Annotated in this window: 17 protein-coding genes and 1 pseudogene; 9 read left to right on the plus strand and 9 right to left on the minus strand. The window is 61.5% G+C overall.

The window, feature by feature from the left end; genetic code table 11:
* Positions 1 to 19: 19 nt before the first annotated feature.
* On the minus strand, positions 20 to 820 hold the full coding sequence (locus tag AC1RKJ_RS21055) for an esterase/lipase family protein (protein WP_492793067.1): 801 nt from the start codon (positions 818 to 820) through the stop codon (positions 20 to 22).
* Between the two features lie 459 nt (positions 821 to 1,279).
* Here AC1RKJ_RS21055 and AC1RKJ_RS21060 point away from each other — a divergent pair, with 459 nt between their 5' ends.
* Positions 1,280 to 3,982 (plus strand): bifunctional acetate--CoA ligase family protein/GNAT family N-acetyltransferase, encoded by a 2,703-nt coding sequence (locus tag AC1RKJ_RS21060; protein WP_492793068.1) that lies wholly within the window; start codon positions 1,280 to 1,282, stop codon positions 3,980 to 3,982.
* 114 nt (positions 3,983 to 4,096) lie between these two features.
* Here the strand turns inward: AC1RKJ_RS21060 and AC1RKJ_RS21065 are convergent, their stop codons facing one another.
* Positions 4,097 to 5,152: an alcohol dehydrogenase gene (locus tag AC1RKJ_RS21065; RefSeq protein WP_492793069.1), complete on the minus strand. Its 1,056-nt coding sequence runs from the start codon at positions 5,150 to 5,152 to the stop codon at positions 4,097 to 4,099.
* Between the two features lie 220 nt (positions 5,153 to 5,372).
* On the opposite strand from AC1RKJ_RS21065, the gene AC1RKJ_RS21070 reads away from it, so the two are divergent.
* Positions 5,373 to 6,281, plus strand: a complete 909-nt coding sequence (locus AC1RKJ_RS21070; protein WP_492793248.1) for a LysR family transcriptional regulator — start codon at positions 5,373 to 5,375, stop codon at positions 6,279 to 6,281.
* Positions 6,282 to 6,284: 3 nt separating this feature from the next.
* On the opposite strand, the gene AC1RKJ_RS21075 is transcribed toward AC1RKJ_RS21070, so the two are convergent.
* The 3 genes from AC1RKJ_RS21075 to AC1RKJ_RS21085 all read right to left on the minus strand — a co-directional run bounded on the left by AC1RKJ_RS21075 (position 6,285) and on the right by AC1RKJ_RS21085 (position 10,532).
* Positions 6,285 to 7,214 (minus strand): FecR family protein, encoded by a 930-nt coding sequence (locus AC1RKJ_RS21075; protein WP_492793071.1) that lies wholly within the window; start codon positions 7,212 to 7,214, stop codon positions 6,285 to 6,287.
* 11 nt (positions 7,215 to 7,225) lie between these two features.
* Positions 7,226 to 8,527: a tetratricopeptide repeat protein gene (locus AC1RKJ_RS21080; protein WP_492793072.1), complete on the minus strand. Its 1,302-nt coding sequence runs from the start codon at positions 8,525 to 8,527 to the stop codon at positions 7,226 to 7,228.
* Between the two features lie 214 nt (positions 8,528 to 8,741).
* On the minus strand, positions 8,742 to 10,532 hold the full coding sequence (locus AC1RKJ_RS21085; RefSeq protein ID WP_492793073.1) for a glycosyltransferase: 1,791 nt from the start codon (positions 10,530 to 10,532) through the stop codon (positions 8,742 to 8,744).
* A gap of 98 nt (positions 10,533 to 10,630) precedes the next feature.
* On the opposite strand from AC1RKJ_RS21085, the gene AC1RKJ_RS21090 reads away from it, so the two are divergent.
* From AC1RKJ_RS21090 to AC1RKJ_RS21105, 4 genes are all read left to right on the plus strand, one after another.
* The gene (locus tag AC1RKJ_RS21090) at positions 10,631 to 11,815 is read left to right on the plus strand and encodes a nucleotide disphospho-sugar-binding domain-containing protein (protein ID WP_492793074.1); all 1,185 of its coding nucleotides are present in this window, start codon (positions 10,631 to 10,633) and stop codon (positions 11,813 to 11,815) included.
* Positions 11,816 to 11,917: 102 nt separating this feature from the next.
* Positions 11,918 to 12,331 (plus strand): Zn-ribbon domain-containing OB-fold protein, encoded by a 414-nt coding sequence (locus AC1RKJ_RS21095; protein WP_492793075.1) that lies wholly within the window; start codon positions 11,918 to 11,920, stop codon positions 12,329 to 12,331.
* Positions 12,332 to 12,336: 5 nt separating this feature from the next.
* Entirely contained in the window at positions 12,337 to 13,476 is a 1,140-nt protein-coding gene (locus AC1RKJ_RS21100; protein ID WP_492793076.1) for a thiolase C-terminal domain-containing protein, read from the plus strand.
* Positions 13,477 to 13,499: 23 nt separating this feature from the next.
* The gene (locus AC1RKJ_RS21105) at positions 13,500 to 14,420 is read left to right on the plus strand and encodes an SDR family NAD(P)-dependent oxidoreductase (RefSeq protein WP_492793077.1); all 921 of its coding nucleotides are present in this window, start codon (positions 13,500 to 13,502) and stop codon (positions 14,418 to 14,420) included.
* A 63-nt stretch (positions 14,421 to 14,483) separates the two neighbouring features.
* Here AC1RKJ_RS21105 and AC1RKJ_RS21110 read toward each other — a convergent pair whose 3' ends face one another.
* The 4 genes and pseudogenes from AC1RKJ_RS21110 to AC1RKJ_RS21125 form a co-directional block, all read right to left on the minus strand.
* A complete protein-coding gene (locus tag AC1RKJ_RS21110; RefSeq protein WP_492793078.1) occupies positions 14,484 to 15,272 on the minus strand; it encodes a crotonase/enoyl-CoA hydratase family protein in 789 nt (262 codons plus the stop codon).
* A gap of 23 nt (positions 15,273 to 15,295) precedes the next feature.
* A pseudogene (gene ppc / locus AC1RKJ_RS21115) lies at positions 15,296 to 18,034 on the minus strand (phosphoenolpyruvate carboxylase); the annotation flags it as partial.
* 152 nt (positions 18,035 to 18,186) lie between these two features.
* Positions 18,187 to 19,737, minus strand: coding sequence for an acyl-CoA synthetase (locus AC1RKJ_RS21120; protein ID WP_492793079.1), 1,551 nt, complete (start codon positions 19,735 to 19,737; stop codon positions 18,187 to 18,189).
* 12 nt (positions 19,738 to 19,749) lie between these two features.
* Entirely contained in the window at positions 19,750 to 20,559 is an 810-nt protein-coding gene (locus AC1RKJ_RS21125) for a crotonase/enoyl-CoA hydratase family protein (protein WP_492793081.1), read from the minus strand.
* A gap of 107 nt (positions 20,560 to 20,666) precedes the next feature.
* On the opposite strand from AC1RKJ_RS21125, the gene AC1RKJ_RS21130 reads away from it, so the two are divergent.
* The 3 genes from AC1RKJ_RS21130 to AC1RKJ_RS21140 all read left to right on the plus strand — a co-directional run bounded on the left by AC1RKJ_RS21130 (position 20,667) and on the right by AC1RKJ_RS21140 (position 24,338).
* Positions 20,667 to 21,539 carry an SDR family oxidoreductase gene (locus AC1RKJ_RS21130; RefSeq protein ID WP_492793082.1) on the plus strand — a complete coding sequence of 291 codons (873 nt, stop codon included), beginning with the start codon at positions 20,667 to 20,669 and terminating at the stop codon, positions 21,537 to 21,539.
* A 45-nt stretch (positions 21,540 to 21,584) separates the two neighbouring features.
* Positions 21,585 to 22,811: an ABC transporter substrate-binding protein gene (locus AC1RKJ_RS21135; RefSeq protein WP_492793083.1), complete on the plus strand. Its 1,227-nt coding sequence runs from the start codon at positions 21,585 to 21,587 to the stop codon at positions 22,809 to 22,811.
* 102 nt (positions 22,812 to 22,913) lie between these two features.
* A complete protein-coding gene (locus AC1RKJ_RS21140; protein ID WP_492793084.1) occupies positions 22,914 to 24,338 on the plus strand; it encodes an amidase in 1,425 nt (474 codons plus the stop codon).
* Positions 24,339 to 24,350: the final 12 nt, after the last annotated feature.

Consider the following 24,350-nt stretch of genomic DNA (forward strand, 5'->3'; position numbering starts at 1 on the left):
CTCATCCGGCAATCGTATTTTAAGCGCTGGTTCTCTCCGGACGTGCGTAGGCCAATCCGAATGGCCCTGAGCGGTCGAACGGATGAAATTCTCCTTCAGGCTGCGCGAGACGATCGGCGACGGCCCATAGCGCCGCCGCGTTCACGCCGATGCCGATATGGCTCGCGAGCGAGATTTCAATATTTTCAGCGGTGTCGGATTCACGGACGAGACAAGTCCGCCAGTTCACGATTCCGTCGGTGCGGGTATAGAGCGATGACGTCGGCACCGGCAGATCGCCGGACAAGGCCTGAATGTCTTTGATGTCGGCATCCTGAATGGTCTCGCCGGACACCATTTCGTAAACGCGCTTGGCGTTGGTCGCCGTGATATCGCCTGCGAACGGGCTTCCCAAGGTCACGACATAACGCACCATGTCGGGCATCCGCAAAGCGAGATCGCGCGCGTAAACACCGCCCAGACTCCAGCCGACCAGACTGACCTTCCGGCCCGTCGTTGCGTGAACGCTGGTCAAGAGCTTGGCCAGCTTTTCCCTCATGCTGTAAACGCCACCGGTGTTTCGCCCGAAGCCCCAGGGATGCGTGGAGAACCCAAGCAGGTCGAGATAGCGCCGCAGGATCAGCGTCGACACATCGCTCGCAAGCAGGCCGGGCAGCACCAGAACGGGATGACCGTCGCCGCGCGGGGCCGTCAAAAGCGCGGGAGACAAAAGCAGTGTCGCATTCAGTTCGAACACGCCCCTGCCCTCGGCAAGAAACAGTCCGAGATTTGGCGGACGAAGGCGGCCTTTTTCGGCGAGGTGGCTCTCGTTGATTGTCATCGCGATCTACCTCGACAGAGCACACACGTCATCGCAACACGTTCCTGCGCTGTCTAGTACCGCCTATTGGAAGTTCCTGCATCGCAAGCTGCGAGTCCAATCAGGAACTTCCAATAGAAAGCGGTACTAGAATTATTAGCTTGCTAGTACCCATAACCTTCCGAAGTTCGTGAAAGTCGTTGCGGAGGCGGAGTACGAACTCCGGAAAGTGGGTACTAGGGCAACATCCGCCCAGTCTAGAAGCATGTCGCGCCTCGTGCCAATCGGCTTTCGCTGAAAAGCCCTCCTCGGGGGCAACGTGGTGAATTTTATTGCTCTGCACCATCATCCGGAAGATGTTAGCCGGAGTGCGCCACCGGATTCGCGCCATGCGACGTCATGCCTGCGCGCCCGCCCCATGGCGGGCACATTTCCCGCCGAATTGCGATAGCCTGTAACGATGATGGCCCGGGACCCTTTATGAGCACCTATCGCCTCGAGCACCTCTTTGTCCCGCGCTCAATCGCTCTTGTCGGCGGGAGTTCCAAGCCTGCCTCGGTCGGCGGCGCGACGCTGCGAAACCTGATCGCCGGCGGATTCAGCGGGCCGATTTATGTGGTCAATCCCAAGCATTCCGAAATCGAGGGCATCAAGACGCTCCGAGACATCAAGGATATTCCCGGAACACCCGATCTCACCATCATCTCGACGCCGCCGTCCATCATCCAAGGCATCGTGAAGACGGCGGGTTCTCGCGGATTTCCAGCCGCGATGGTGCTCTCGGCGGGCCTCGGCCTCGGCACCGGCTCATATACCGAAGCCATCGCGCAGACGGCGCGGAAGACCGGCCTGCGCCTGATCGGCCCATCGCTCGGCGTTCTGGTGCCGCGCATCAAATTGAACGCCAGCTTCGCGTCGCGTCTGCCGCAGACCGGTGACCTCGCACTTATTTCGCAATCCGGCGCGATTTCGACTGCCCTCGTCGAATGGGCTGCGAACCGCAACGTCGGATTTTCCGCCATCGTTTCGACCGGCGAAAATCTCGATATCGATTTCGGCGACCTGCTCGACTATTTCGCCCTCGATAGCGATACGCGCGCCATCCTGCTTTACATTGAGTCGATCAGCGATGTTCGCAAGTTCATGTCGGCTGCTCGGGCCGCCGCACGCGTCAAGCCCGTGGTCGTCATCAAGTCTGGCCGTCACACCCAGGGCGCGCGTGCCGCGGCGACACACACCGGCGCGCTCGCAGGATCGGACGCCGTCTATGACGCGGCGTTTCGCCGTGCCGGTCTGTTGCGCGTGCTCGACCTCGACGAATTATTTTCCGCCGCTGAAACGCTCGGGCATCTGCAATCGTCCCACGGACACCGGCTCGCGATTGTCACCAATGGCGGCGGCCTCGGTGTGCTCGCGGTGGACCGGTTGATCGATCTCGGCGGCGAACTCGCAGGAATTTCCGAAGACGTGAAGAAAAGCCTCGACAAGGTGCTGCCGGAGCGATGGTCGCACGCCAATCCGATCGACATTCTCGGCGATGCCGATGGCGAGCGCTATGCGCAAGCCTGCGAGCGGGTGCTGGGCGACACGGCGAATAACGCGGTTCTCATTATGAACTCGCCCAATACGCTGGCCTCGCCCGTCGATTGCGCAAAATCGGTTGTCGCCGCGGTGAAGAAGCATCGCGCCGAGACGTACTCGCGCAAGCCTGTGTTCACCACCTGGGTCGGCGACAGCGGGCCAGCCGCTGCGGTGTTCGGCGAAGCGGGCATTCCTCATTTCCCGAACGAAGCCGACGCCGTGCGCGGCTTCATGCACATCGTGCGTTATCGCGAAGGCCTCGACGTGGCGATGCAGACACCGCCGAGTCTCCCCGAGGATTTCGCGCCGGACGTGGCGGCCGGCCGCGCGATCGTCCAGAACGCCTTGAAGGACAAGCGCGGCTGGCTCAACCCGATCGAAATCGGCGAGCTGTTCGCGGCCTATTCGATCCCCATCGCGTCCGCCGTGCTGGCGCGCGATCCGGATCAGGCCGCGCGTGCGGCAACCTCCATTCTGGCGGAAGGCAGCACCGTCGTCGTCAAAATCAGTTCGCCGGATATTCTGAACAAGTCCGACGTCGGCGGCGTGCGGCTGAACCTGACCAGCGAACGCGCGGTCCACGCTGCCACCGACGAGATTTTGCAACGCGCGCGCACGATGCGCCCGAAGGCGCGTATCGACGGCGTGACCGTGCATCCGATGATCCTGCGGCCCCGCGCGCGCGAACTGATCGCCGGCCTCGCCGACGATCCGACGTTCGGCCCGGTCGTCGTGTTCGGCCGCGGCGGCACGGCGGTCGAGGTTATCAATGACAAGGCGCTGGCGCTTCCGCCGCTCGACCTCAATCTGGCGCGGGATCTGATCGCGCGCACGCGCGTATCGCGCATTCTCAAGAGCTACCGCGACGTTCCAGCAGCGAATGAAGCCGAAGTTGCGCTATTGCTCGTCAAGCTGGCGCAGATGGCGGCCGACCTGCCTGAAATCCGCGAACTCGATATCAATCCGCTGCTGGCGGACAAGGAAGGCGTTATCGCGGTGGATGCTCAGGTATCGATCGCGCCGCTCAGCGAGTCGATCCGCGGCTCAGGGCATTATCGCTTTGCGATCCGGCCCTATCCCAAGGAATGGGAGCGGCGTCTCACGCTCAAGGATGGCAGAGCCATCTTCGTGCGGCCAGTCCGGCCGGAAGACGAGCATCTTTATCCCGAATTCTTTGCGCATGTGAGTCAGGAGGATGTCCGGCTGCGGTTCTTCTCGGCGATGAAAGAACTGACGCATCCGTTCATCGCGCGACTGACACAGCTCGATTACGCGCGCGCGATGGCGTTCATCGCCATCGAGGAAACCACCGGCAGGATGCTCGGCGTGGTGCGCCTCCACACCGACGCGGATTTCGCCAGCGCCGAATATGCGGTTCTGATCCGGACCGATCTCAAAGGCATCGGTCTCGGCTCGATGCTCATGAAAATGATCATCGAATACGGCCGCGCCGAAGGCGTGCGCGCCATCCGCGGTCAGGTGTTGAGCCGGAACACGGTTATGCTCGACATGTGCAGACGGCTCGGATTCGAAATTCGACCCGATCCGCAGAATTCGGATATATCGCTGGTTGTCCTGCCGCTCGCGGCACACGAAAAATAGAAAACGCGCTTCGGAGGTTCATGATGGCCAGACTTGTCATTTCAGCAGCGATCGCGCTGGCCATCATTGTCTGGGCTTACGCCGGCATGATGGCGCAGTAAACGGCCGATCCCGTTAAGGCACCAGCACCGCGCGGCCGACGAGCTTGCCCTTCTTCAGGTCCTCGAGCGTCGCATCGACCTGCTTCAATTGCCGCGTCGTGACCGGAATCGGCGCGATCTTCTTTTCACGGACGAGATCGATCAATTCCTGCGTCTCGCGCAGGCTTCCGACATAGCTTCCCTGAATCGTGATCGCCTTCATCGGGATCAGGGGCAGCGCCCACGGCGCACCGCCGCCGAACAGTCCGACCATGACAAGCTTGCCGCCCTTGGCCAGACAGTCGAAGCCGAGCTGCGCGGTCGCCGAATTTCCGACGAGGTCGATGGCGCCACGGATCGGGCCGCCGGCCTTCGTCATGATCTGCTGCAAGGCATCGGGTGCCGCGCCATCAACGGTGCCGAGCGCGCCGGCCTTCTCCGCCGCCTCCCGCTTGCTCGCATCGATATCGACCATGATGGCGCCCTTGCCACCCATGGCTTTCAGCAGCGTCAGAGCCATCAGCCCGAGCCCGCCCGCGCCGAAGATGACGATGGGCCGATCGAACACCGCTTCCACTTTCTTGATCGCACTGTATGTCGTAACGCCGGAACAAGCGTAGGGCGCGGCCGTGACCGGATCGAGCCCCTTCAGGTCGATGAGATAGCGCGGATGCGGCACCGTGATGTGATCGGCGTAACCGCCGTCACAAAACACGCCGAGCGAGTTCGACTTGACGATGCACATGTTCTCATCGCCGGTCTGACACGTTTCGCATTTGCCGCAGCCGAGCCAGGGATACACCAGCCGCACGTCACCGACCGCCACGCCCTTGGCATCAGGACCGAGCGCCACGACTTCACCCACCGTTTCATGACCCATGGTGAGCGGCAGCGAAACGCCGCGGTCCTTCAGCGACAGCGGCTTTCGGCCGTGACCGAGGTCGTAACCGCCCTCCCAGATATGAAGATCGCTGTGGCAGACGCCGGCAGCCTTGACCTTGAGCAGCACTTGCGAGCCGGAAGGCTGGGGAGTCGCGATGTCCACTTCCGTCAGCGGAGCATTGAATTCCGTAACCTGGAAACTCTTCATCGCGCTTCTCCCTTTTCTTATGCCGGCAACTGATGCACGGAGGCTGTTATCGGGCGGGAGTAGAGGCGAGCGAAGGCGGCCCTGTCAATACGGCCATGGGCCGCCGCATTGTGCCCGCCGCCGCTTAGATGAACCTTGGCCCGGCGTGCGGGATGGATTACCCAACGTATGCAGACGGCGGCATTTCGGCGCTCGCCGGCGACTATCGAAAGCAACCGCGATGACCGACCAGTTTGACTGGAATCTTGTTCGATCGTTTCTGGCCATCACGCGCAGCGGCAGCATGACGGCGGCGGCGAAGCGCATGAAAATCGACTATTCAACGCTCAGCCGCCGGATTGCCGCCCTTGAATCATCGCTGGGCTCCCAGCTTTTCGATCGGCGCACCAGCGGCTCGTCTCTCACCGAGGCCGGCGAACGGCTGCTGGAAATGGCCGAGCAGATGGACCAGCTCGCGACTTCCGCGGCTCAATCCATCGGCGATGCGAAACTTGAGGCCACCGGCGCAGTCCGGATCGGCACACCGGACGGCTTCGGAACGAAATTTCTGGCGCCGCGCCTCGGTCAACTCAGTGACAGGCACCCGGAACTCACCGTCGAACTCGTCGCGATGCCGCGTGAATTCAGCCTGTCCCGTCGCGAAGCCGATATCGCTGTCAGCCTGACACAGCCCAGTGAAGGACGGCTGCACTCCCGCAAACTGACGGATTACGAACTCGGTCTCTATGCATCGCCGAATTATCTGGCCAACCACCCTGCGATCAAGACCGCGGCCGACGTGCCGTCTCACCGGTTCATTTCATATATCGACGATCTGATTTACTCGCCCGAGCTGGAGTACACGCATTTCGTGTCACCCGAGCTGCGGCCTGCGATCAAAAGCTCGAACCTCATCGCGCAACTGAACTCCACCATCGCGGGCGCCGGCCTGTGCGTGCTGCCGTGTTTCATCGCGCGGGACGAGCCGCAACTCGTGCGCGTGCTTCCGGATTTTCGTTTGGTCAGGACATTCTGGCTGTTGCTGCACAGCGACTTGCGTAACATCGCGCGTGTGCGGGTCACGGCCGATTTCATTGCCGAGGAGGTCAGCCGATCTCACGCGGTGTTCATGCCGGCGAATGGACAGTAGTTCTCAGTATCCGCAGCCCGAATAACAACCGCCGGAGCCACCGGTAACGGGCGGCGGAGATTGATTCGTCTGAACGGAGTTGGTCTGATTTGATTGCGACTTGTTCTTTGCAACGGCGTTGCCACCGTCAAAGATCGAGAAGTAACCCAGCGGATCGGTCCCCGGCGGCTTCGCCGGATCGGTGACGATGGTTTTACCAAAGCCAAGACGGGCGGCCATCTGGTCAGTCGGTAAATCCGAAACGCCGCCGGTTTGCCCCTGCCCGCTCGTCAGCGCGGCTATGATTTTCTGAAGCAGGAAATCCGGAATCGGGAACGGCTCCGGAATCGGATCGTTCGGGCCGGATACCCATGTCATGTAGCCGGGCCTGACGATTACCGATCCAGTGTTGTTCTTGATGACGACCGAACCGACATGCCCGATGACGATCTCGCCGCGAGCCTGCGCCAGCTTCGGATCGGAGCCGGTAAAGCCTGGCGGGATCGGATAGACCACCGTCGCCACGCCACCCCGAATGCCGAGCGTCGCAACCGGCGTATTCACCGTCACGCCCGCCGTGTGGCTGATCTGACCACCGACAAAACGCATCACGCCCTTGCTGACGGTCGCCACCATTTTGCCGGTGCCGGCATTTGGATCGTAGACGTATTCGTCAATAACGATGTTGCTATTGCGGCCGACGTTCAATGTCGAGGTGTCGGGAAACATGATCTGCGTCGAACCTTGCGCCGACGTCTGCACCCGCTCCTTGTAGATGACGTTGGTGCCAATCGTGAGCGTGCGTGACGACGCGCCGGGCGGCGTACCCGTCGCTTCGAGATTGACAGCCCCGACGCGTCCTGAATTTTGCGCATCGGCATTCTGAATGAGCGCCGTGGTCGAAAGCCACGCGGTCAACAACGACGTGAAGTATGCGGGTTTGCGGAAAAACATTTGCTGCTACCTCAGAAACGGGCTGTCGGGCCGAACATCACGGAGAAGTTCTCGAGGCGATAATTGGGCAGTGACGACGTGGTCCGGTCGTACTGCACGGCGGTCGAAAGACCGAAGGTCTTCGTGATCGGCGCGTTGAAAAGCGCACCGACCGACCATTGTCCGTCGCTCCGCACCGTGAACGGATCGATAAATGGATTGGCCGCATCGAACCGGGTCTCGATACGCCGCACGAATGGCGCAACGCTCCAGTTGCGCGACATCCAATCGGCCGGCGGCGCGAATTCAAACGTCAACGCGGCTTCGATGGCCCACTGGTCGAACGACTGGAATGCGAATGCCGACTCGCCGCGCCGATAAAGGCCGCGCGTGTCGAGCTTGATCTGCTGAGAGATGACCGCGCTCGCGGAGATACCGGTCGTGAACCAATCGCCGGTATTGAAGCCGGACACCGGAATGACATCTCCGGTTTTGAACTCGGCGCGTCGGTACTCGAAATCCGGACCGAAGGAGAACCGGTCGTTCACCGGAAACTTCAGCGACACGCCCGCACCGACGGTGGAGAGATAGTTGGCTCCGGCCAGCCAGGTATTACCGCCAACGACATAGGGCTTGATGGTTGCGCCGGGCAAAAGCTCCGGAGCCAAAGCCAGCCGCGGGCCGAAGCTTGCCTCCACGGTGCCAACGTTGAGATCGGGCAGACGATCCTGCTGCGTCAGATAACCGACGGCGCGCGTTTCGAGAATGTCGCCGCGCTGGTTCTGAAGATCGTAATCGTGACTCACGCCAGCGAGACCAAACCAATTGACATCGCTTTTCTGACGCGCTGTCGGAAGCAGAGCCAGATCCTGGCCACCGAGGCGCAGAATTCCGCCGCCAGGCGCGAAGCTCGCGTTGCTCTGCGAACGGATGCCGGTTTGCACGAAACCGGAGAACCGGCTCGGCTGAAGCTGCTTCTCGGTGTCCGGCAGATAGGTCTCGACGCGCTGTTTGGTAACCGCGTCGATATCCGGGCTGGCGAGGGCTTCATTGAAATATCGCTTGGCCATCTCATAGGAGCCGAGCCGGAAATACAGCGCACCGAGCTCGTACTTCACGCGCGTCAGTTTGGGATTGTAAAACAGCAAACGTTCGAGCGCACCGATGGCGGCTTCGTAGTCTCCGCGTGATGTCGCGACCCTGACGAATTCGAATGTCACTTCGTGATTTTTCGGATTGCGGACCATCTGCTGGAACAACTGGTCCTGCTGCGCAGCGTCTTGCGCAAACGCAGCACCAGATGGCATCGACAGCATGACGGCGCATGCAATCATCAAGCCTCGGCGCGAAAGCTCCGATCGCAGCCCTCCAAAGGCGCGGTGCACGCAAAACAACATAACCAAAAAACCCCGTAGACTTTCAATCTCCGACAAAAAACACGGAAAACCTGCACAATCAACGGTATAACCGGGGCAGCGCGTGGCGGATTTGCTACAGCTGCCGAAAAAGGATTCCCGTTTTAACCAAGTCAGATCGCCGCGATCGTCATCAAGCCTGACGCTGCCGTACGCATTGGTACATGTGAGCGAGCCATCGGTTCACTTCGTTGAAGGCCATTCGGGCCGGAAAACGGGCGTCCGTCTCATGTTTGGCCAACAGCAAGGCCAGAAACGATCCCTCCGGGGGTGCCAGATTATGAGGCACACCGGCTCTTCGCCAGACCTCATCGTGAATCTGGAAAAAGCAAAAATCATTGCACTTTCGATTCAATTCACCTGCATATGCCGGGTCGAACAAGCTCGGCACCTCGAACCAGGAGAGAGGTCCCAGCGGTGCCCGGTTCCGGAAATCTCTGAATCCGTGCTTGCCGATCAGGGTCGTCAACAAGTCCGCGCCAGATCTCTCCCAATCCTCAAGGGAATCGCCGAGCGATTCCGCTGCAGCGATTGCATCCGCCAGGAGCGGATGGCCCGGCGGAAGTTTGAGCGCGCCCATAGGCACGCGATCAAAGATATCGGGACCAGCAAAGAAAACGTCCCCTTCAGGAAGATCCGGAGTCAGCAGCAAAACGTCCGGGTCGATCCACCATCCTCCAAGCTGATGGAGCAACGCATAGCGAAACAAATTCGCGTGGATTGCGACCGGACCGTTCTCCGACAGCGGACGCAGTATGCGTTCGCGTCCCATGATGAGATCGGCGCTTTTGATTTCGATCCAGTCCGGAAGACGCAGATCGGGGTTATAAGAAAAAACCTGCACGCGATGACCGCGCTCGACGAAGCTGCGCAGACACATCAACTGATATGGTCCCATGGTATCGCCGTGCCAGAACGTCCGGACGGTCTGGGGCTCACGTACAGTGACGTGTTGCCGGACAGGCGAAGGATTTTCGTCCGCCTCATTGATCAGGCGCATCCCCGGCTGCCAGCCGTTCACGTGTATCGACCGCGCGAGGTGATCGAGCGAGTCATAGCGAACTCTGTCGAGTCCGAGTTTCGTCTTCAGCTCTTCGATAACACGGTACTCGCGGACCCAGGCCTCGATTGCGTCGTATGACAAACGAGCCCGCGCGGAAACGTGAATGCCAAAACGCTTGAACAGCAGATCGAGATAACTGCCCTCCGGCGGCCCGTAATTTTTAGGGATACGGTATAATCGCCACGCTTCATTCCAGAGATGCGTGAAGTCGCTTTCGGCGAGACGCTGCGCAACGCTATCGCAAGCGGCGGGATTGAAGAACGAGAGCACGTCCGTATGAGGAATTTCGTAGGCCTTGGATTTGGGAAGGACCAGATGATCCAGCGCGTATTCCGCGATCAGGCGCGTGAACAGCGCGGGGCCTATCACAACGCGCGCCGCATCGGTCGTGGCCATTCCGGCTTGCGGCAAAAGACGCCACGCCTCGTCGATTGCGCCAGCCATGACCGGTGATCGTTCGGGAAACTTCATCACCGCGGCATTGACGGAATCCCATCGCTCATAGGCGACGTACGTCTTCGCCGCAGGAAGCTGCTGGCCCAGAAAAACAATATCCAGGTCCATGTACCAGCCGCCGAACTTGTAGACGGCGAGATACCGGAACAAATCGGAGTGCAACGCAAAGGACTTGTCGCCATTGGCGTGGCGAAACTGATGAACCGGGCCCGACAATATCTCGTCCGCATCGGCAAGCTCTACGCCGTCCGGAACAATCAGATCCTTCTCATAGGTATAAAGAATCACCCGAGCGCCGGATGCGACGACGCTTTTCAGCGAGAGCTGCTCGTAATAGCTCAGGACGGGGCCCGTCCAGAAAACCCTGACTTCCTGGCGTTGCGATGTCGGCGCTTGTGACGTCATAAGGAATGTCCGGAGTTTCCCGTTTGATCTTCACTTGTTATAGGCAATATTCCCAAACCACTATCCTTCACGCAAACCCCCCGGGAGCGTCATCCGTCATGAAGACGGTCCTTTTTACCTGGGAGTTGGGCGGCGGAATCGGCCATGTCACGAGCCTGAGCCGCTTTGCGGCGGTCCTCAAACGTCATGACGTCTGCCTGCTCGCCGCCGCGAGAAATCTGGAATCGGCGCGGATTCTTCGCGATGCCGGCGTGGAGACTTTCCAGGCCCCGCCGTGGCCCATCGAATTCCAGACGCAAGAGGAACGCGCGGCTCATTCGTCAGCGACAATGAACGATCTGCTGTCTGCCTTCGGCCTCAGAAATGAAGACGCGCTGCGGCCCATGCTTCTGCAATGGGATGAGATCCTCCAGACCGTCCGGCCGGATCTTGTCGTGGCGGATTACGCGCCCGCCTCCAGCCTGATGTCGCGTGGCCGTATCCCGCTGATGATCGTCGGAAACGGATACACATTGCCACCGTCGGAGATGAAGCGGTTTCCATTGATCCACCGCTCATATGCTCCGCGATGCGATGAAGATAAGACCCTATCGACTGTTAATCGCGCTTTGCGATCGATGGGGCGTTCACCGTTGGAGAGGCTTCCCCAGGTCTTCGAAGCGGATGCGCGGCTCGTTGAAACTTTCCCGCTGCTCGATCCCTATGACGCGCAACGGCTTGAGAGCGCGAACGGTCCGGTGTTCGGCAGCGCTCCCATCGCGCGTCAACAGGATGCTGACCGCGTTCTGGTTTATCTCTCGCGAGGCTATGCACTTCGCCCCGATATCGTCGGCGCGCTCCAGCCGTTCGCGCATTGGCTTGATATCCATGCGCCGGATTTGACGGCCGAACAATCGGCAGCGCTCAGCAGCGGGGGCGCTCAAATTCATCACCGTCCGCTGCCTCTACGCGAGACGCTGCCATCGACGCGCCTCGTTGTTCATCTCGGCGGAAGCGGGCTTGCTGCGGAAGCCCTCGCGGCGGGGGTCCCTCAGCTTGCGCTGGTGACCCACATCGAACAGCAGTTGAACGGAACCGCACTTGAGAACGCGGGCGTAGGGATGATGATCAAGGATTTCGATCCGAACTCGAAGGTCGAGCCCGAGACGATCGAGGCCCTCCTCGCCGACGACGTTATGGCAGAGCGGGCGATGCAGGTCGGCGAGCGGCATCGCGAGATGCTGCAAATGCTGAATCCTCTGGCCGCGTTCGAGACCGCCGCCCTGAAACTCCTGAACGCATAACAGACCTCCCTCTCGCGCTGCGGGCTCTACTTGCCCGGAGTGCAGAATATCGGCATAGTTAATCGATCAATTAACAAGAAGCCGATCAGGGAGAGACTGCCAATGGTTGCACCTTCGCGCGCCTTACCGGTGCCAACGCCCGAAACCCAGCACTTCTGGGAAGGCACGCAGGCGAGCGAACTGCGCCTGCAACGCTGCGACGATTGCGCGAACATCTATTTCCCGCCGCGGCCGTTTTGCCCGTCATGCGCATCGCGCAAGGTCAGCGTGTTCAAGGCCAGCGGCAAGGGCAAGCTCTACAGCTACGTTATCAACCACCGGCCCGCCGCGCCCGGCTTCACGCCGCCCTACGCCATCGCCGTGGTCGAACTCGACGAAGGCCCGCGGATGATGAGCAATATCCTCGACTGTCCGCAGACGCCCGAAGCGCTCGTGCTCGACATGAAGCTCGAGGTCGCCTTCGAGAAAGTCAGCGACAAGATCACCCTTCCCCAGTTCCGCCCGGCGAAGGGATAAACACCATGCGCAGAAACCAGGTTGCCGTCGTCGGCGCGGCAGAAACCACCAAGCTCGGCGTCATTCCCGATGTGTCGCAAATCCAGTTGCATGCGGATGCCGCACTGAACGCACTGGCGGACGCGGGACTGAAGCTGTCGGATATCGACGGCATCGCCACCGCAGTCGAAACCCCGCAGCAACTGGCGCACTATCTCGGCATCACGCCGACCTGGGTGGACGGCACGTCGGTCGGCGGCTGCTCGTTCATGCTTCATGTGCGTCACGCCGCCGCCGCCATCGAGGCGGGGCTGTGCAAGACCGTGCTCATCACCCACGCCGAAAGCGGCAAGTCGATGATCGGCAAGCTGCCGCGTTCGATTCCCGCAGACAGCCTGCAAGGCCAGTTCGAGGCGCCCTTCGGGGTCTACGGACCGCCCAGCATGTTTCCGATTCCCGTGCTGCGCTACATGAAGACCTATGGCATCACCCACGAACAGATCGCCATGGTGTCGGTTGTGCAGCGCGAGTGGGCCGCGAAGAATCCGCGCGCCATGATGAAGGACCCGATCACGGTCGAGGACGTGCTCAACTCGCGGATGATCGCGTACCCTTTCCGCATCCTGCAGTGCTGCCTCGTTACCGACGGCGGCGGCGCGCTGATCCTGACCAGCGCCGACCGCGCCAAGGATTTCCCGCAGAAGCCGGTCTACATCCTCGGCACCGGCGAAAGTGTCGAGACGCCGATGGTCAGCCAGATGGAAACCTTCAACTCGTCGCGCGCCTTCAAGGTCGCGGGCCCGACGGCGTTCCGCGAGGCCGGCATCGCGCACAACGACGTCGACCATCTGATGATCTACGATGCCTTCGCGCACCTGCCGCTATTTGGCTTGGGTGATCTCGGTTTCATGCCGCATGAGGAGACCGGCAAATTCATCGCCGACCGCAATACCGCCATCGGCGGCAAGCTGCCGATGAACACCAATGGCGGCGGCCTCAGCTACATGCATTCCGGCATGTACGGAATGTACGCACTGCAAGAGAGCGTGCGGCAGATGCGCGGCATCGCGCCGGCGCAGGTGCCGGGCGCGAAGATCTCGGTGTGCCATGGTGTCGGCGGCATGTTCGCCGCGAGTGGCACGATCATTTTCACCAACGAGCGCTGACAGCGAGAAACAGGAGCTAAATCATGTCGAACAAAAAATCGCTGGACGGCAAGGTCGTCATCGTCACCGGCGCAGGCCGCGGCATCGGCCGCGAGATTGCGCTGCTGGCCGCCGCCGAAGGCGCCAAAGTCGTGGTCAACGATCCCGGCGTCGCCGCCGACGGCTCGGGAACCAACGCAGCGCCCGCCGAGGAGGTCGTCGAGGAAATCAAGAAGCGCGGCGGCACGGCCGTCGCGAATTTCGAGACGGTGGCGGAGGCGATCCCCGCCAGCAAGATCATCAAGCAGGCGATCGATACTTATGGCCGCCTCGACGGCGTCGTGAACAACGCCGGTATCCTGCGCGACGCGATCTTCCATCGCATGAGCGTCGAGGCTTTCGAGTCGGTCATCAAGGTTCACCTGATGGGCTCGTTCTACACCTCGCACGCCGCCGCCCGTATTTTCCGCGAACAGGAAAGCGGCGCGTTCGTCCACTTCACATCGACCTCGGGCCTGATCGGAAATTTCGGCCAGGCGAACTACGCAGCTGCCAAGCTCGGCATCGTCGGGCTCTCCAAGTCCATCGCGCTCGACATGGAGCGCTTCAACGTGCGCTCGAATTGCGTGTCGCCGTTCGCGTGGAGCCGCCTGATCGGCACCATCCCGACCGAGACCGAGGAAGAGAAGGCGCGCGTCGCCCGTATGCAGCAGATGGGACCGGAGAAAATTTCGCCGCTCTCGGTGTTCCTGCTGAGCGACGCCGCCAAGGACGTGACCGGACAGATCTTCGCCGTCCGCATGAACGAGATCTTCCTGATGGGCCAGTCACGTCCGTTGCGCTCGATCCACCGCGCGGAAGGCTGGACGCCGCAGACCATCGCCGAACACGGGATGCCGGCGCTGAAGTCGTCATTCTACAAGCTCGACCGCTCGGCGGATATTTTCTCGTGGGATGCGATCTGAGGCGCAACTACCGAAACGTGGAAGCTGCGCGCCCTCTGGAGAGGTGAAAGAAACACCTCGCTGCTACTTGAACGCCCCATGCCGGCCGGTTCCGCTGGCGAAGCGCTTGGCTCCTTCAAGCGTTTCGCCGGAGGCGATGACACCAAGGCCGCCCTGCATCTCGTCGTTGATCGCGTCCTCTTCTTCGAGATCCCATTGACGCAGCGCCGAGCGCTTGTCGTTGCGCAGGCAGCCTTGCGGGAAGCGCGCCAGCTCTTCCGCCAATGCAATGGCGTGCGCTCGCGCCTCGCCTTTCGGCACGAGCCTGTTGGCGAGACCGATATCAAAGGCTTCCTTCGCATCGACAGCACGACCCGTGAGGATCAGATCCATCGCTCGTGAATGTCCGATCAAGCGCGGCAACCGAATGGTGCCGAGATCGATCAGCGGCACGCCGAAGCGGCGGCAGTAGACGCCGAAGGTCGCGCCCTCACCGACCACGCGCATGTCGGCCCACAGCGCAAGCTCCATGCCGCCAGCAACTGCATGGCCCTCGACTGCCGCGATCACGGGCTTGCTCAGGCGCAAGCGGCTCGGTCCCATCGGCGCGATGGTGTCGTGGCCGCCAAGCTCGCGCTTTTTCTCACGGTCGCCCAATGCGACAGCCTTCAGGTCTGCGCCCGCGCAGAACGCCCCGCCGGTCCCCGTGAACACCGCGACGGATGACTCCGGATCGGCGTCGAAGGCGCGGAAAGCGTCGAACAGGCGGCGCGCGGTAGCGCCATCGACCGCGTTCTTACGCTCCGGACGATTGATGGAAACGACGGTGACGGGCCCCTCGCGCTCGACGAGGATCGTGTCGGTGTCGGTCATCGTTTCCTCCCGTTGTTTGATTGTCAGCCGCTGTTGCGCAGTCCTGCCGAGATACCGTTGATCGTGAGCTGGATGCCGCGCAGCACCTGCTCGTCGGGGCTTTGTGCGCGGTGCGCTTGAAGCAGTTCGACCTGAACGTGGTTGAGTGGGTCGAGATACGGAAACCTGTTACGGATCGAGCGTTCCAGTAACGGATTGCCTTCGAGCAGCCGGTCATGACCCATGATGGTCAGCAGCATCTCGATGGAGTTATGCCATTCCGCGCGAATGCGGCCGAAGATCGCGACGCGCAGTTTTTCATCCGGCACCAGATCCGCGTAACGCGAGGCGATGGCGATGCTGCTCTTGGACAGAACCATGTCCATGTTGGACAGCAGCGTCTGGAAGAAGGGCCACTCGCGATACAGCTCCTGCAGGAATGCGATACCCTTGTCCGGATGCTGTTTGACCCAGGTATCGACGGCGCTGCCGAAACCATACCAGCCGGGCAGCATCAGCCGGCACTGCGCCCAGCTGAACACCCAGGGAATCGCGCGCAGGTCCTCGATCTTCCGCGTCTTGGTACGCGAGGCGGGACGGCTGCCGATATTCAGCGTCGAGATTTCCGAGATCACGGTGGAAGCCCAGAAATAGTCCTCGAAACCGTCCGTCTCGTAGACAAGGTTGCGATAGGCCGCGTAGGCGAGATTGGATAGCTCCTCCATCGCCGCGATGTATTCATCGCGCGGCGCAGAATGCTTCGGCTGCAACAGGCTCGCCTCCAGCGTTGCCGCTGCAAGAATTTCCAGATTATGACGGCCGACATCCGCGTTGGAGTATTTGCTGGAAATGATTTCGCCCTGCTCGGTGATGCGGATTTGCCCGTCCACCGCGCCGCCGGGCTGCGCCAGAATGGCGTCGTAGCTTGGCCCGCCGCCGCGGCCGACCGAGCCGCCGCGCCCGTGAAACAAACGCAAGCGAATGCCATGACGCGCGAACACTTCAACGAGGCTGATTTCGGCCTTGTATAATTCCCACCCCGAAGTGACGAAACCACCGTCCTTGTTGCTGTCCGAATAGCCGAGCATGACCTCCTGAAGACCGCCGCGGCTATCGACAAGGCGGCGATATTCCGGCAGCGAGAACAGGCTGTCCATGATTTGCGCGCACTGGCGAAGATCGTCGATGGTCTCGAACAGCGGCACGATATTGAGGCGGCTCGTGCCGTCCGGCGCAACAAGCCCCGCCTCCTTCAGCAGCACCGCGATTTCAAGCAGATCCGACACGCCCTCCGTCATCGAGATGATGCACTGGGGAATCACCGCTTCGCCAAGGATGCCATGCGCTTCGGCCGCGGCCCGCAGCACGCCAAGTTCCTTGATCGTTTCTTCCCCGTAGGCGACGAACGGCGACGCCAGCGGCCGCGCGGTGTTCAATTCACGCGACAACAGCGCTATGCGCTTGTCTTCCGGCAAATTCTTGTAGTTCGTGCCGGGCGCCGCCGCCTCGAACAATTCCGAGATGGTCCGCTCATGGACGGCGGAATTCTGCCGCATGTCGAGGGCCGCGAGATGAAACCCGAAGCAGTCCACCGCACGGCGCAGATGCCGCAGCCGTCCCCGTGCGATCACCAGCGAGTTGTTGGCGACGAGCGATGCGTGCAACACATCGAGATCGCGCGCCAGTTCATCCGGCCCCGCATACGGGGCCGCATTCCCGACCGGCGGGCGACTGGTCTCGATGTTCAGCTTCAGCGCCGTGGCGGCAAGCCGCGCGTAAATGCCGGAGACCGCCAGCCGATACGGCTCGCCGCTCCGGTGCGGCGACGGATCCGGCGACTGCTGCGCCAGCGCACGCAATTCGGGCGAAACATCGGCGAGATGGGCCGCAAGCGACAGTTCCGCGCCGAGTTCATGCAGTTCGGCAAGATAGAAGCGCAGGATGCGTGTCGAGTGCATCCGAAGCGCGCCGCGCATTACCTCTGCGGTAACGAATGGATTGCCGTCGCGGTCGCCGCCAATCCAGCTTCCCATCTTCAAGAAGGTCGCAAGTTCCGGCGCGTCCTGCGCCTCAGCGGCCTTGCCGCCCTGCTCCGCGAGCCGGTCCTCCAGCGCGCAATGCAGCCGGGGCACTTCACGCAGGAACGTATAATCGTAGAACGAGAGGCCGTTGGCGACCTCGTCAAGCACCGTGAGTTTTGTCCGGCGCAGCAGATTGGTCTGCCAGAGCGTCACCACCGCGCGGCGCAATTGCTCGTCGCTAGCGGCAATTTCATCGGCGGTCATCTGCGTGCGCTCGCGGATATCGAGCACGGACGCGATTTCCATTTCGCGGTCGATCGTGCTCTTGCGGCGTACCTCGGTCGGGTGCGCGGTCAGCACCGGCGAGACCTGCGCCTTGGCGAAGAACGCGCGCAACGCGTCCGCATCGATACCCGCGTCATGTGCGCGGTTGAGCGCAGATTCCAGCGTTCCAGCGCGCGGCGACGTGCCTGCCATGTCCTGCGCGCGGCGCTGGCGGATGTTGTTATGGTCTTCGGCGATATTTGCCAGGTGCGAGAAGTAACTGAACGCGCGAACGATGCGGACGGTCTCCGCGATCGACATGCCGTCCAGAATGGCTTCGAGTTCGCGGCGCGCCGGCTTGTCGTCGTCGCGATGGAATCGGATCGAGGTTTGCCGGATGCGCTCGACCAAGTCGAAAACGTCCGCCCCTTCCTGATCGCGCACGGTATCGCCGAGGATGCGTCCGAGCTGCCGGATGTCCGCCCGGAGCTGCGCATCGGCGTCGGACGACGGGGCATCGCCCTCCCGAAGTCTGTTGTCAGGGTTTCTGGTTGAAGACGCCTCTGGCGACATGGGATATCCGCTTGCGCGAGAAATGACCGGCATTCTCAAGTCGCAATTTTTGCACGCGGACGCAAGCGTGGACGGGCCTAAATCTTGCGTCCCGCCCGCTCCCAATACGGATCGCGCAGCCGCCGCTTGAAGATCTTGCCGGAATCCTCGCGCGGCAGGCTGGCCTGAATTTCGATGTGTTTGGGCACCTTGTAGCTGGCCAGCATGCCTTTGAGTTGTTCGCGGATCGCCGTCACATCAAGCGCCGCGCCCGGCTGCGGCTCGACCACCGCCATCAACGCCTCGCCGAACTCTTCGTCGGGAATGCCAAACACCGCGCAGTCATGAATTCCGGAAATACCGTGCAGAACGGCTTCGATCTCCGCCGGATAGATATTGACGCCACCCGAGATCACCATGTCGCGCTTGCGGTCGCAGATGAAGACATAGCCATCGGCGTCGATGTAACCGACATCGCCACTGGTGATGAAGCCATCGCGGTCGATCTCGGCGCGCTTCTCGGGCCGGTTGTGATAGGTGAAATCGGGGTAGGCAGGGAGGCGCGAATAAATCTCGCCGATCTCGCCCTGCGGCAGAATGCGGCCGTCATCGCCAAGGAACCGCAGTTCAGCGGTGGGAGAAATCTTTCCCACCGTACCGGGTTTCTTCAAGGCATCCTCGGAAGTCGCGAACGTCACCGCGCCGGATTCGGTGCTGCCGTAGAATTCATAGATCACCGGACCGAACCATTCGATCATGGCACGCTTCACCTCCGCCGGACATGGCGCGGCGGCATGGATCACGTGGCGCAGTGAGGAGACGTCGTAGGACCTGCGAACCTGTTCGGGCAGTTTCAGCAGCCGCGTGAACATGGTCGGAACCATGAAGACGTTGTCGATCTTCTGCTCGTCGATGATCCGCAGAAATTCCTCGGCCTCGAAACGCGGCATCAGGATCGTCACATCGCCGAGCCGCCCGGCACGCAGGCCGAACGCATTCGGCGCGGAGTGATACAGTGGACCCGGCAGCAGCGCGCGAACGCCGGGCTTCAATCCGTAGATCAACGCACGCATGGCTTCGACGGATGCCGCTTGCTCCGGCGTCGGGGCAAATCGCTTGACGCCCTTGGGATGTCCCGTGGTGCCCGACGTGTAGATCATGTTCTGCGGCTGCGGCAGTGTCGGGCCGTCATAGGGCGTTTGCTTCGCAAGCCAGGCATCGAAATCGAGCGCTCCGCGCGGGGCCGCGCACAGCGCAGGGCCGATCCGATAGGTCGTGACGATTTCCGGCGGCGGCGGCACGCTGAGCAGTGTAATGGCTTCAGAAACGACTCCGTGAAGCCCGTGCAGCAGGTCGGCGTGGCCGATCAGTACACGCGCGCCGGAATCGCTCATGACATAAGCGATCTCATCGGCCTTGAAATGCCAATTGATCGGCACGGCGTAAGCCCCGAGCGTCATTACCGCGTAGGCGGCCTCGAGGAACGCGATATCGTTGCGCATCAGGATGCCTACGCTGTCGCCCTGCCTGACGCCGAGCGCCGCGAGACCTCCCGCGATCAGCCGCGATCGTTCGTTGATTTCATCCCGGCTTTTGCGGCGATCGCCACTGATGATGCCGGTTGCGAGCGCCGTTGCGGAGACTGTCATGACAACCGCCGCTCAGTTCGAACCGTCTACAAATCGGGGGGCGCGTTTTTCGATGTTCGCGCGCACCGCCTCAGTCTGGTTCGGTTTTCCCATCACCTTCATCTGCTCGACCGATTCCGCGAGCAGCGCCGGGCCGGGATCGCCGCCGAGATTGTTGAGCATCCGCTTGATGCCGCGGATCGCGTCCGGGTTCTTGCCCGCGATCTCGCGTGCGGCAGCCAAAGCCTCGGCGCGCGGGTCATCACATACCCGCGTCGCGAGGCCATAGCTCATCGCCTCCTGCGCCGAGAAAATCCGTCCGGTGAATGCAAGGTCGCGCAGAATGTCGTCGCGCACGAGACGTGCGAGGATTGGCGTGCCCGCCATATCCGGCACCAGACCCCATTTGATTTCCGTCACCGACATACGCGTGTCGGGCGCAAGGAAGCGCATGTCCGCGCCGAGCGCCAACTGGAAGCCGCCGCCGAACGCCACGCCGTGTACGGCTGCAATCACCGGCACCGGCAATTGCCGCCAGCCCCAGACCGCCTGCTGCGAGTGATTGGCGAGGCCGTGCGTGCGCTTCGCAAGATCGCGCAGGTCGCTGGTGCCTTCACCCATCGCGGCAAAGCGCCCCATGTCGAGGCCGGCGCAGAACGCGCGCCCCTCACCGGACAGGACGACCGCGCGCAGGCCCTTCTCGTCCTTGAGCCGCGCTGCCGTGTCCACCAGTGCATTGAACATGGGCGCATCCAGCGCGTTCATCTTGTCCACGCGGACCAGACGGACGTCGGCCACGCCCTCCGACATCGAAACCGTAATGCGATCGTTGGCGGCGGACATGGCGTTCTCCCGGTTGTTTCGTTTCTTGCTCTTTACACGATTAGATCATGCTGTTTTAATTAATCAACTAACTAATCGACAAAAGTCATTCAGAGGAGGATTGCACCATGTTCACAGATCGTCTTCTTGCGGGCCGCAAGATTCTGGTGACCGGCGGCGGCACCGGCCTCGGCAAGGCAATGGCCGCGAAGTTTCTCAGCCTCCGCGCGGAGATTCACATCTGCGGCCGCCGCAAGGGCGTCTGCGAAGAGACCGCCGCCGAACTCATGAAGACCCATGGCGGCAAGGTCACGGCGCATGGCGTGGACATCCGCGATGCAGCCGCCGTCGACGCGATGATCGAGAGCGCATTCAAGGACGGCCCCCTCACCGATCTCATCAACAACGCCGCCGGAAATTTCATTTCGCGCACGCAGGATTTGACGCCGCGCGGTTTCGACGCCGTCGCCAATATCGTGATGCACGGCACGTTCTATGTCACTCATGCGGTCGGCAAGCGCTGGATCGCCGGCGGCGATCGCGGCAACGTCGTGTCCATCGTGGTGACTTGGGTGCGCAACGGCAGCCCCTATGTGGTGCCGTCCGCGATGAGCAAGTCCGCGATCCACGCCATGACCATGTCGCTTGCGACCGAATGGGGCCGTTACGGCATCCGCCTCAACGCCATCGCGCCGGGAGAAATTCCGACCGAGGGCATGAGCAAGCGGATCAAGCCCGGCGACGAAGCCGGCGCGCGCACCATCGCCATGAATCCGATGGGCCGCGTCGGGCAGATGAGCGAACTGGAAAATCTCGCGACATTCCTGATTTCCGGTGGCTGCGACTGGATTAACGGCGAGACCATCGCGATGGACGGCGCGCAGGCGCTCGCGTCCGGCGGCAATTTCTACCAGTTGCGCGACTGGAAGGACGCCGACTGGACCGCGGCGCGCGATGCCATCATGGCGCAAAACGAAAAGGACAAGGCGAAACGGGGATAACCCTCACCGAATCCACTCAATCAAAAAACAAGCAGGGAGAACGAAATGCGTCTGAATAGTTCGCTATGCATGGCTGTTGCAGCAGGATTTCTGATGGCCGCGACCGGCAGCGCTGTCGCCCAGAAGAAGTACGACACCGGCGCAACCGACACCGAAATCAAGATCGGCAACATCATTCCCTACAGCGGACCCGCTTCGGCGTATGGCGTCGTCGGCAAGGCGATGGAAGGCTACTTCAGGAAAATCAACGATGAAGGCGGCATTAATGGCCGCAAGGTCAATTTCATTTCCTATGACGACGCCTACAGCCCGCCGAAATCCGTCGAGCAGACACGCAAGCTGGTCGAGAGCGATGAGGTGTTGCTGGTGTTCGGCGCGCTCGGCACACCGTCCAATTCGGCGATCCAGAAATACATGAACGCCAAGAAAGTGCCGCACCTGTTTCTCGCGACCGGCGCCACGAAGTGGAATGACCCGAAGGGCTTCCCGTGGACAATGGGCTGGCTGCCGAGCTACCAGAGCGAAGGCCGCATCTATGCGAAGTATCTCCTGAAGGAGAAACCCGATGCGAAAATCGCCGTGCTCTACCAGAATGACGATTTCGGCAAGGACTACCTCAAGGGCATTCAGGACGGTCTTGGCGCCAAGAAATCCATGATCGTGATCGAGGAGAGCTACGAGCTTTCCGAGCCGACCATCGACTCGCATATCGTCAAGATCAAATCCCTGAACCCCGACGTCCTCGTCATCTTCACCACACCGAAGTTCGGCGCCCAGACTGTCAAGAAGGTCGGCGAACTCGGCTGGAAGCCGACGCTGATCATCAGCAACGTCAGTGCATCGACGGCCACCGTCATGAAGCCCGCGGGATTTGATAACGCACAGGGCGTTATTTCGGCGGCCTACGCCAAGGACACTTCCGATCCGCAGTGGAACGACGATCCCGGCATGAAGGACTACAAGGCTTTCTTGGCCAAATACGTTCCCGAAGCCAACGTCGCGGATAGTTCGGCCGTCACCGGCTACAACATGGCGCAGACCATGGTCCAGGTGCTGAAACAGTGCGGCGACAACCTGACCCGCGAGAACGTCATGAAGCAGGCCGCCAGCATCAAGGACCTGCAACAAGGCGGGCTTTTGCCCGGCATCAAGATCAACACCAGCGCGACGGATTTCTCGCCCATCGAGCAGTTGCAGCTCATGCGGTTCAAGGGCGAGCGCTGGGAGCTGTTCGGAAGCGTGCTTGATGGTGAAGCCGGCGGCGAACGCTGACCCCTGACCCAGCGAGGCGGAAAGTTGTAATTTCGCCTCGCCATTACCTCGCCTCCCGCTATATTGGCCGCCAACGAAAACCAATAAACGGGAGGCGATTTCGTGACATCCAGTGTGGAGCTTGTGCGGGCAACGGCCTGCGAGAACGTCGAGCGGCTGCGACGCGGAGACATTACCCCGCATGACCTGCTCGATGCACTGGAATCGCGAATCAAGGAGGTCGACGGCCAGGTCAACGCGCTGCCGACTCTCTGCTTCGACCGCGCCCGGGCCCATGCCGACCGGCTGATGAAAAAGCCCGTAAACGAGCGCGGCCTGCTCGCCGGTATGCCGGTGCCGATCAAGGATCTGACCGATGTCTCCGGTGTGCTGACCACGCAAGGCTCGCCGATCTTCAAGGACGCGATTGCGACCAAATCGAATATCGTGGTCGAAAATCTCGAGACCAACGGCGCGGTGATCTACGCCAAATCCAACACGCCGGAGTTCGGCGCGGGCGCTCAAACTTTCAACGAGGTGTTCGGCGCGACGCTCAATCCGTGGAATCTGTCGCGCTCCGCATCCGGTTCATCCGGCGGCGCTGCGGCCGCGCTGGCGAGCGGCACGGCATGGCTCGCTCATGGCACGGATGTCGGAGGGTCGCTGCGCAATCCCGCGAGCTTCTGCGGCGTGGTTGGAATGCGCCCCAGCATCGGCAGGGTCGCGCATTCGCAGGCCGCGAAGGTCGACCGCACGCTCAGCGCCGACGGCCCGATGGCGCGCAACGTCGAAGACCTCGCGCTGATGCTGGATGCGATGTCCGGCGAGCATCCGGGCGATGCGCTGTCGCTGCCTCGTCTGCCGACATCGTTTCTCACGGCCGCCCGTTCCGGCGCAAAACCGAAGCGCATCGCCTATTCCGCCGACCTTGGAATCTCTCCGGTCGATCCGGAAGTCGCCGAGATCACCCGCAAGGCCGCGCAGCGATTTGCCGAGGCCGGCGTCATCGTCGAAGAAGCCCATCCGGATTTTCGCGAGTCGGTCGAATGCGCCCATGTGCTGCGGGCGTATGATTATGTGCTCACCAAGGGCAAGCTGCTGAAACAACATCGCGATCAGCTCAAGCCGGAAGTAATCTGGAACATCGAACAGGGCCTCAAACTGACGCTGGCCGACATCGAGCGCGCCGAAGCCCAGCGCGTCACGCTGATGAACCGCGCTCTCGCCTTCTTCGAGACCTACGATCTGCTGTTGTGCCCGACCACCATCGTGGCGCCCTTCCCGGTCGAGCAGCGCTATCTCGCCGAATGCAACGGCGTGAAGTTCGACAATTATGTCGGCTGGCTCGCCATCGTTTCCGCCATCACCGTCGCCTGCTGTCCGGGGTTGTCCATTCCCTGCGGCTTCACCCGCGAAGGCCTGCCTGTCGGGCTGCAGATCGTAGCCCCACCGCGTGGCGAAGGCCGGGCGCTTGCGGGCGGCAAATTGCTGGAAACCATTCTCGGGCTTGGGGCTATTACCCCGATCGATCCTCGCCTTGGGAAGTAAACTTGCAATCGG

The sequence above is a fragment of the Afipia sp. GW822-FHT04G07 genome (assembly GCF_058800765.1).

Bases quoted from the DNA above. Each gene is read 5' to 3' on its own strand.
- AC1RKJ_RS21060 (WP_492793068.1), top strand. From the start codon at position 1,280: ATGAGCACCTATCGCCTCGAGCACCTCTTTGTCCCGCGCTCAATCGCT.
- AC1RKJ_RS21090 (WP_492793074.1), top strand. From the start codon at position 10,631: ATGAAGACGGTCCTTTTTACCTGGGAGTTGGGCGGCGGAATCGGCCAT.
- AC1RKJ_RS21055 (WP_492793067.1), bottom strand. From the start codon at position 820: ATGACAATCAACGAGAGCCACCTCGCCGAAAAAGGCCGCCTTCGTCCG.
- AC1RKJ_RS21105 (WP_492793077.1), top strand. From the start codon at position 13,500: ATGTCGAACAAAAAATCGCTGGACGGCAAGGTCGTCATCGTCACCGGC.
- AC1RKJ_RS21120 (WP_492793079.1), bottom strand. From the start codon at position 19,737: ATGACAGTCTCCGCAACGGCGCTCGCAACCGGCATCATCAGTGGCGAT.
- AC1RKJ_RS21110 (WP_492793078.1), bottom strand. From the start codon at position 15,272: ATGACCGACACCGACACGATCCTCGTCGAGCGCGAGGGGCCCGTCACC.
- AC1RKJ_RS21125 (WP_492793081.1), bottom strand. From the start codon at position 20,559: ATGTCCGCCGCCAACGATCGCATTACGGTTTCGATGTCGGAGGGCGTG.
- AC1RKJ_RS21075 (WP_492793071.1), bottom strand. From the start codon at position 7,214: ATGTTTTTCCGCAAACCCGCATACTTCACGTCGTTGTTGACCGCGTGG.
- AC1RKJ_RS21085 (WP_492793073.1), bottom strand. From the start codon at position 10,532: ATGACGTCACAAGCGCCGACATCGCAACGCCAGGAAGTCAGGGTTTTC.
- AC1RKJ_RS21095 (WP_492793075.1), top strand. From the start codon at position 11,918: ATGGTTGCACCTTCGCGCGCCTTACCGGTGCCAACGCCCGAAACCCAG.
- AC1RKJ_RS21100 (WP_492793076.1), top strand. From the start codon at position 12,337: ATGCGCAGAAACCAGGTTGCCGTCGTCGGCGCGGCAGAAACCACCAAG.
- AC1RKJ_RS21135 (WP_492793083.1), top strand. From the start codon at position 21,585: ATGCGTCTGAATAGTTCGCTATGCATGGCTGTTGCAGCAGGATTTCTG.
- AC1RKJ_RS21080 (WP_492793072.1), bottom strand. From the start codon at position 8,527: ATGATTGCATGCGCCGTCATGCTGTCGATGCCATCTGGTGCTGCGTTT.
- AC1RKJ_RS21070 (WP_492793248.1), top strand. From the start codon at position 5,373: ATGACCGACCAGTTTGACTGGAATCTTGTTCGATCGTTTCTGGCCATC.
- AC1RKJ_RS21130 (WP_492793082.1), top strand. From the start codon at position 20,667: ATGTTCACAGATCGTCTTCTTGCGGGCCGCAAGATTCTGGTGACCGGC.
- AC1RKJ_RS21065 (WP_492793069.1), bottom strand. From the start codon at position 5,152: ATGAAGAGTTTCCAGGTTACGGAATTCAATGCTCCGCTGACGGAAGTG.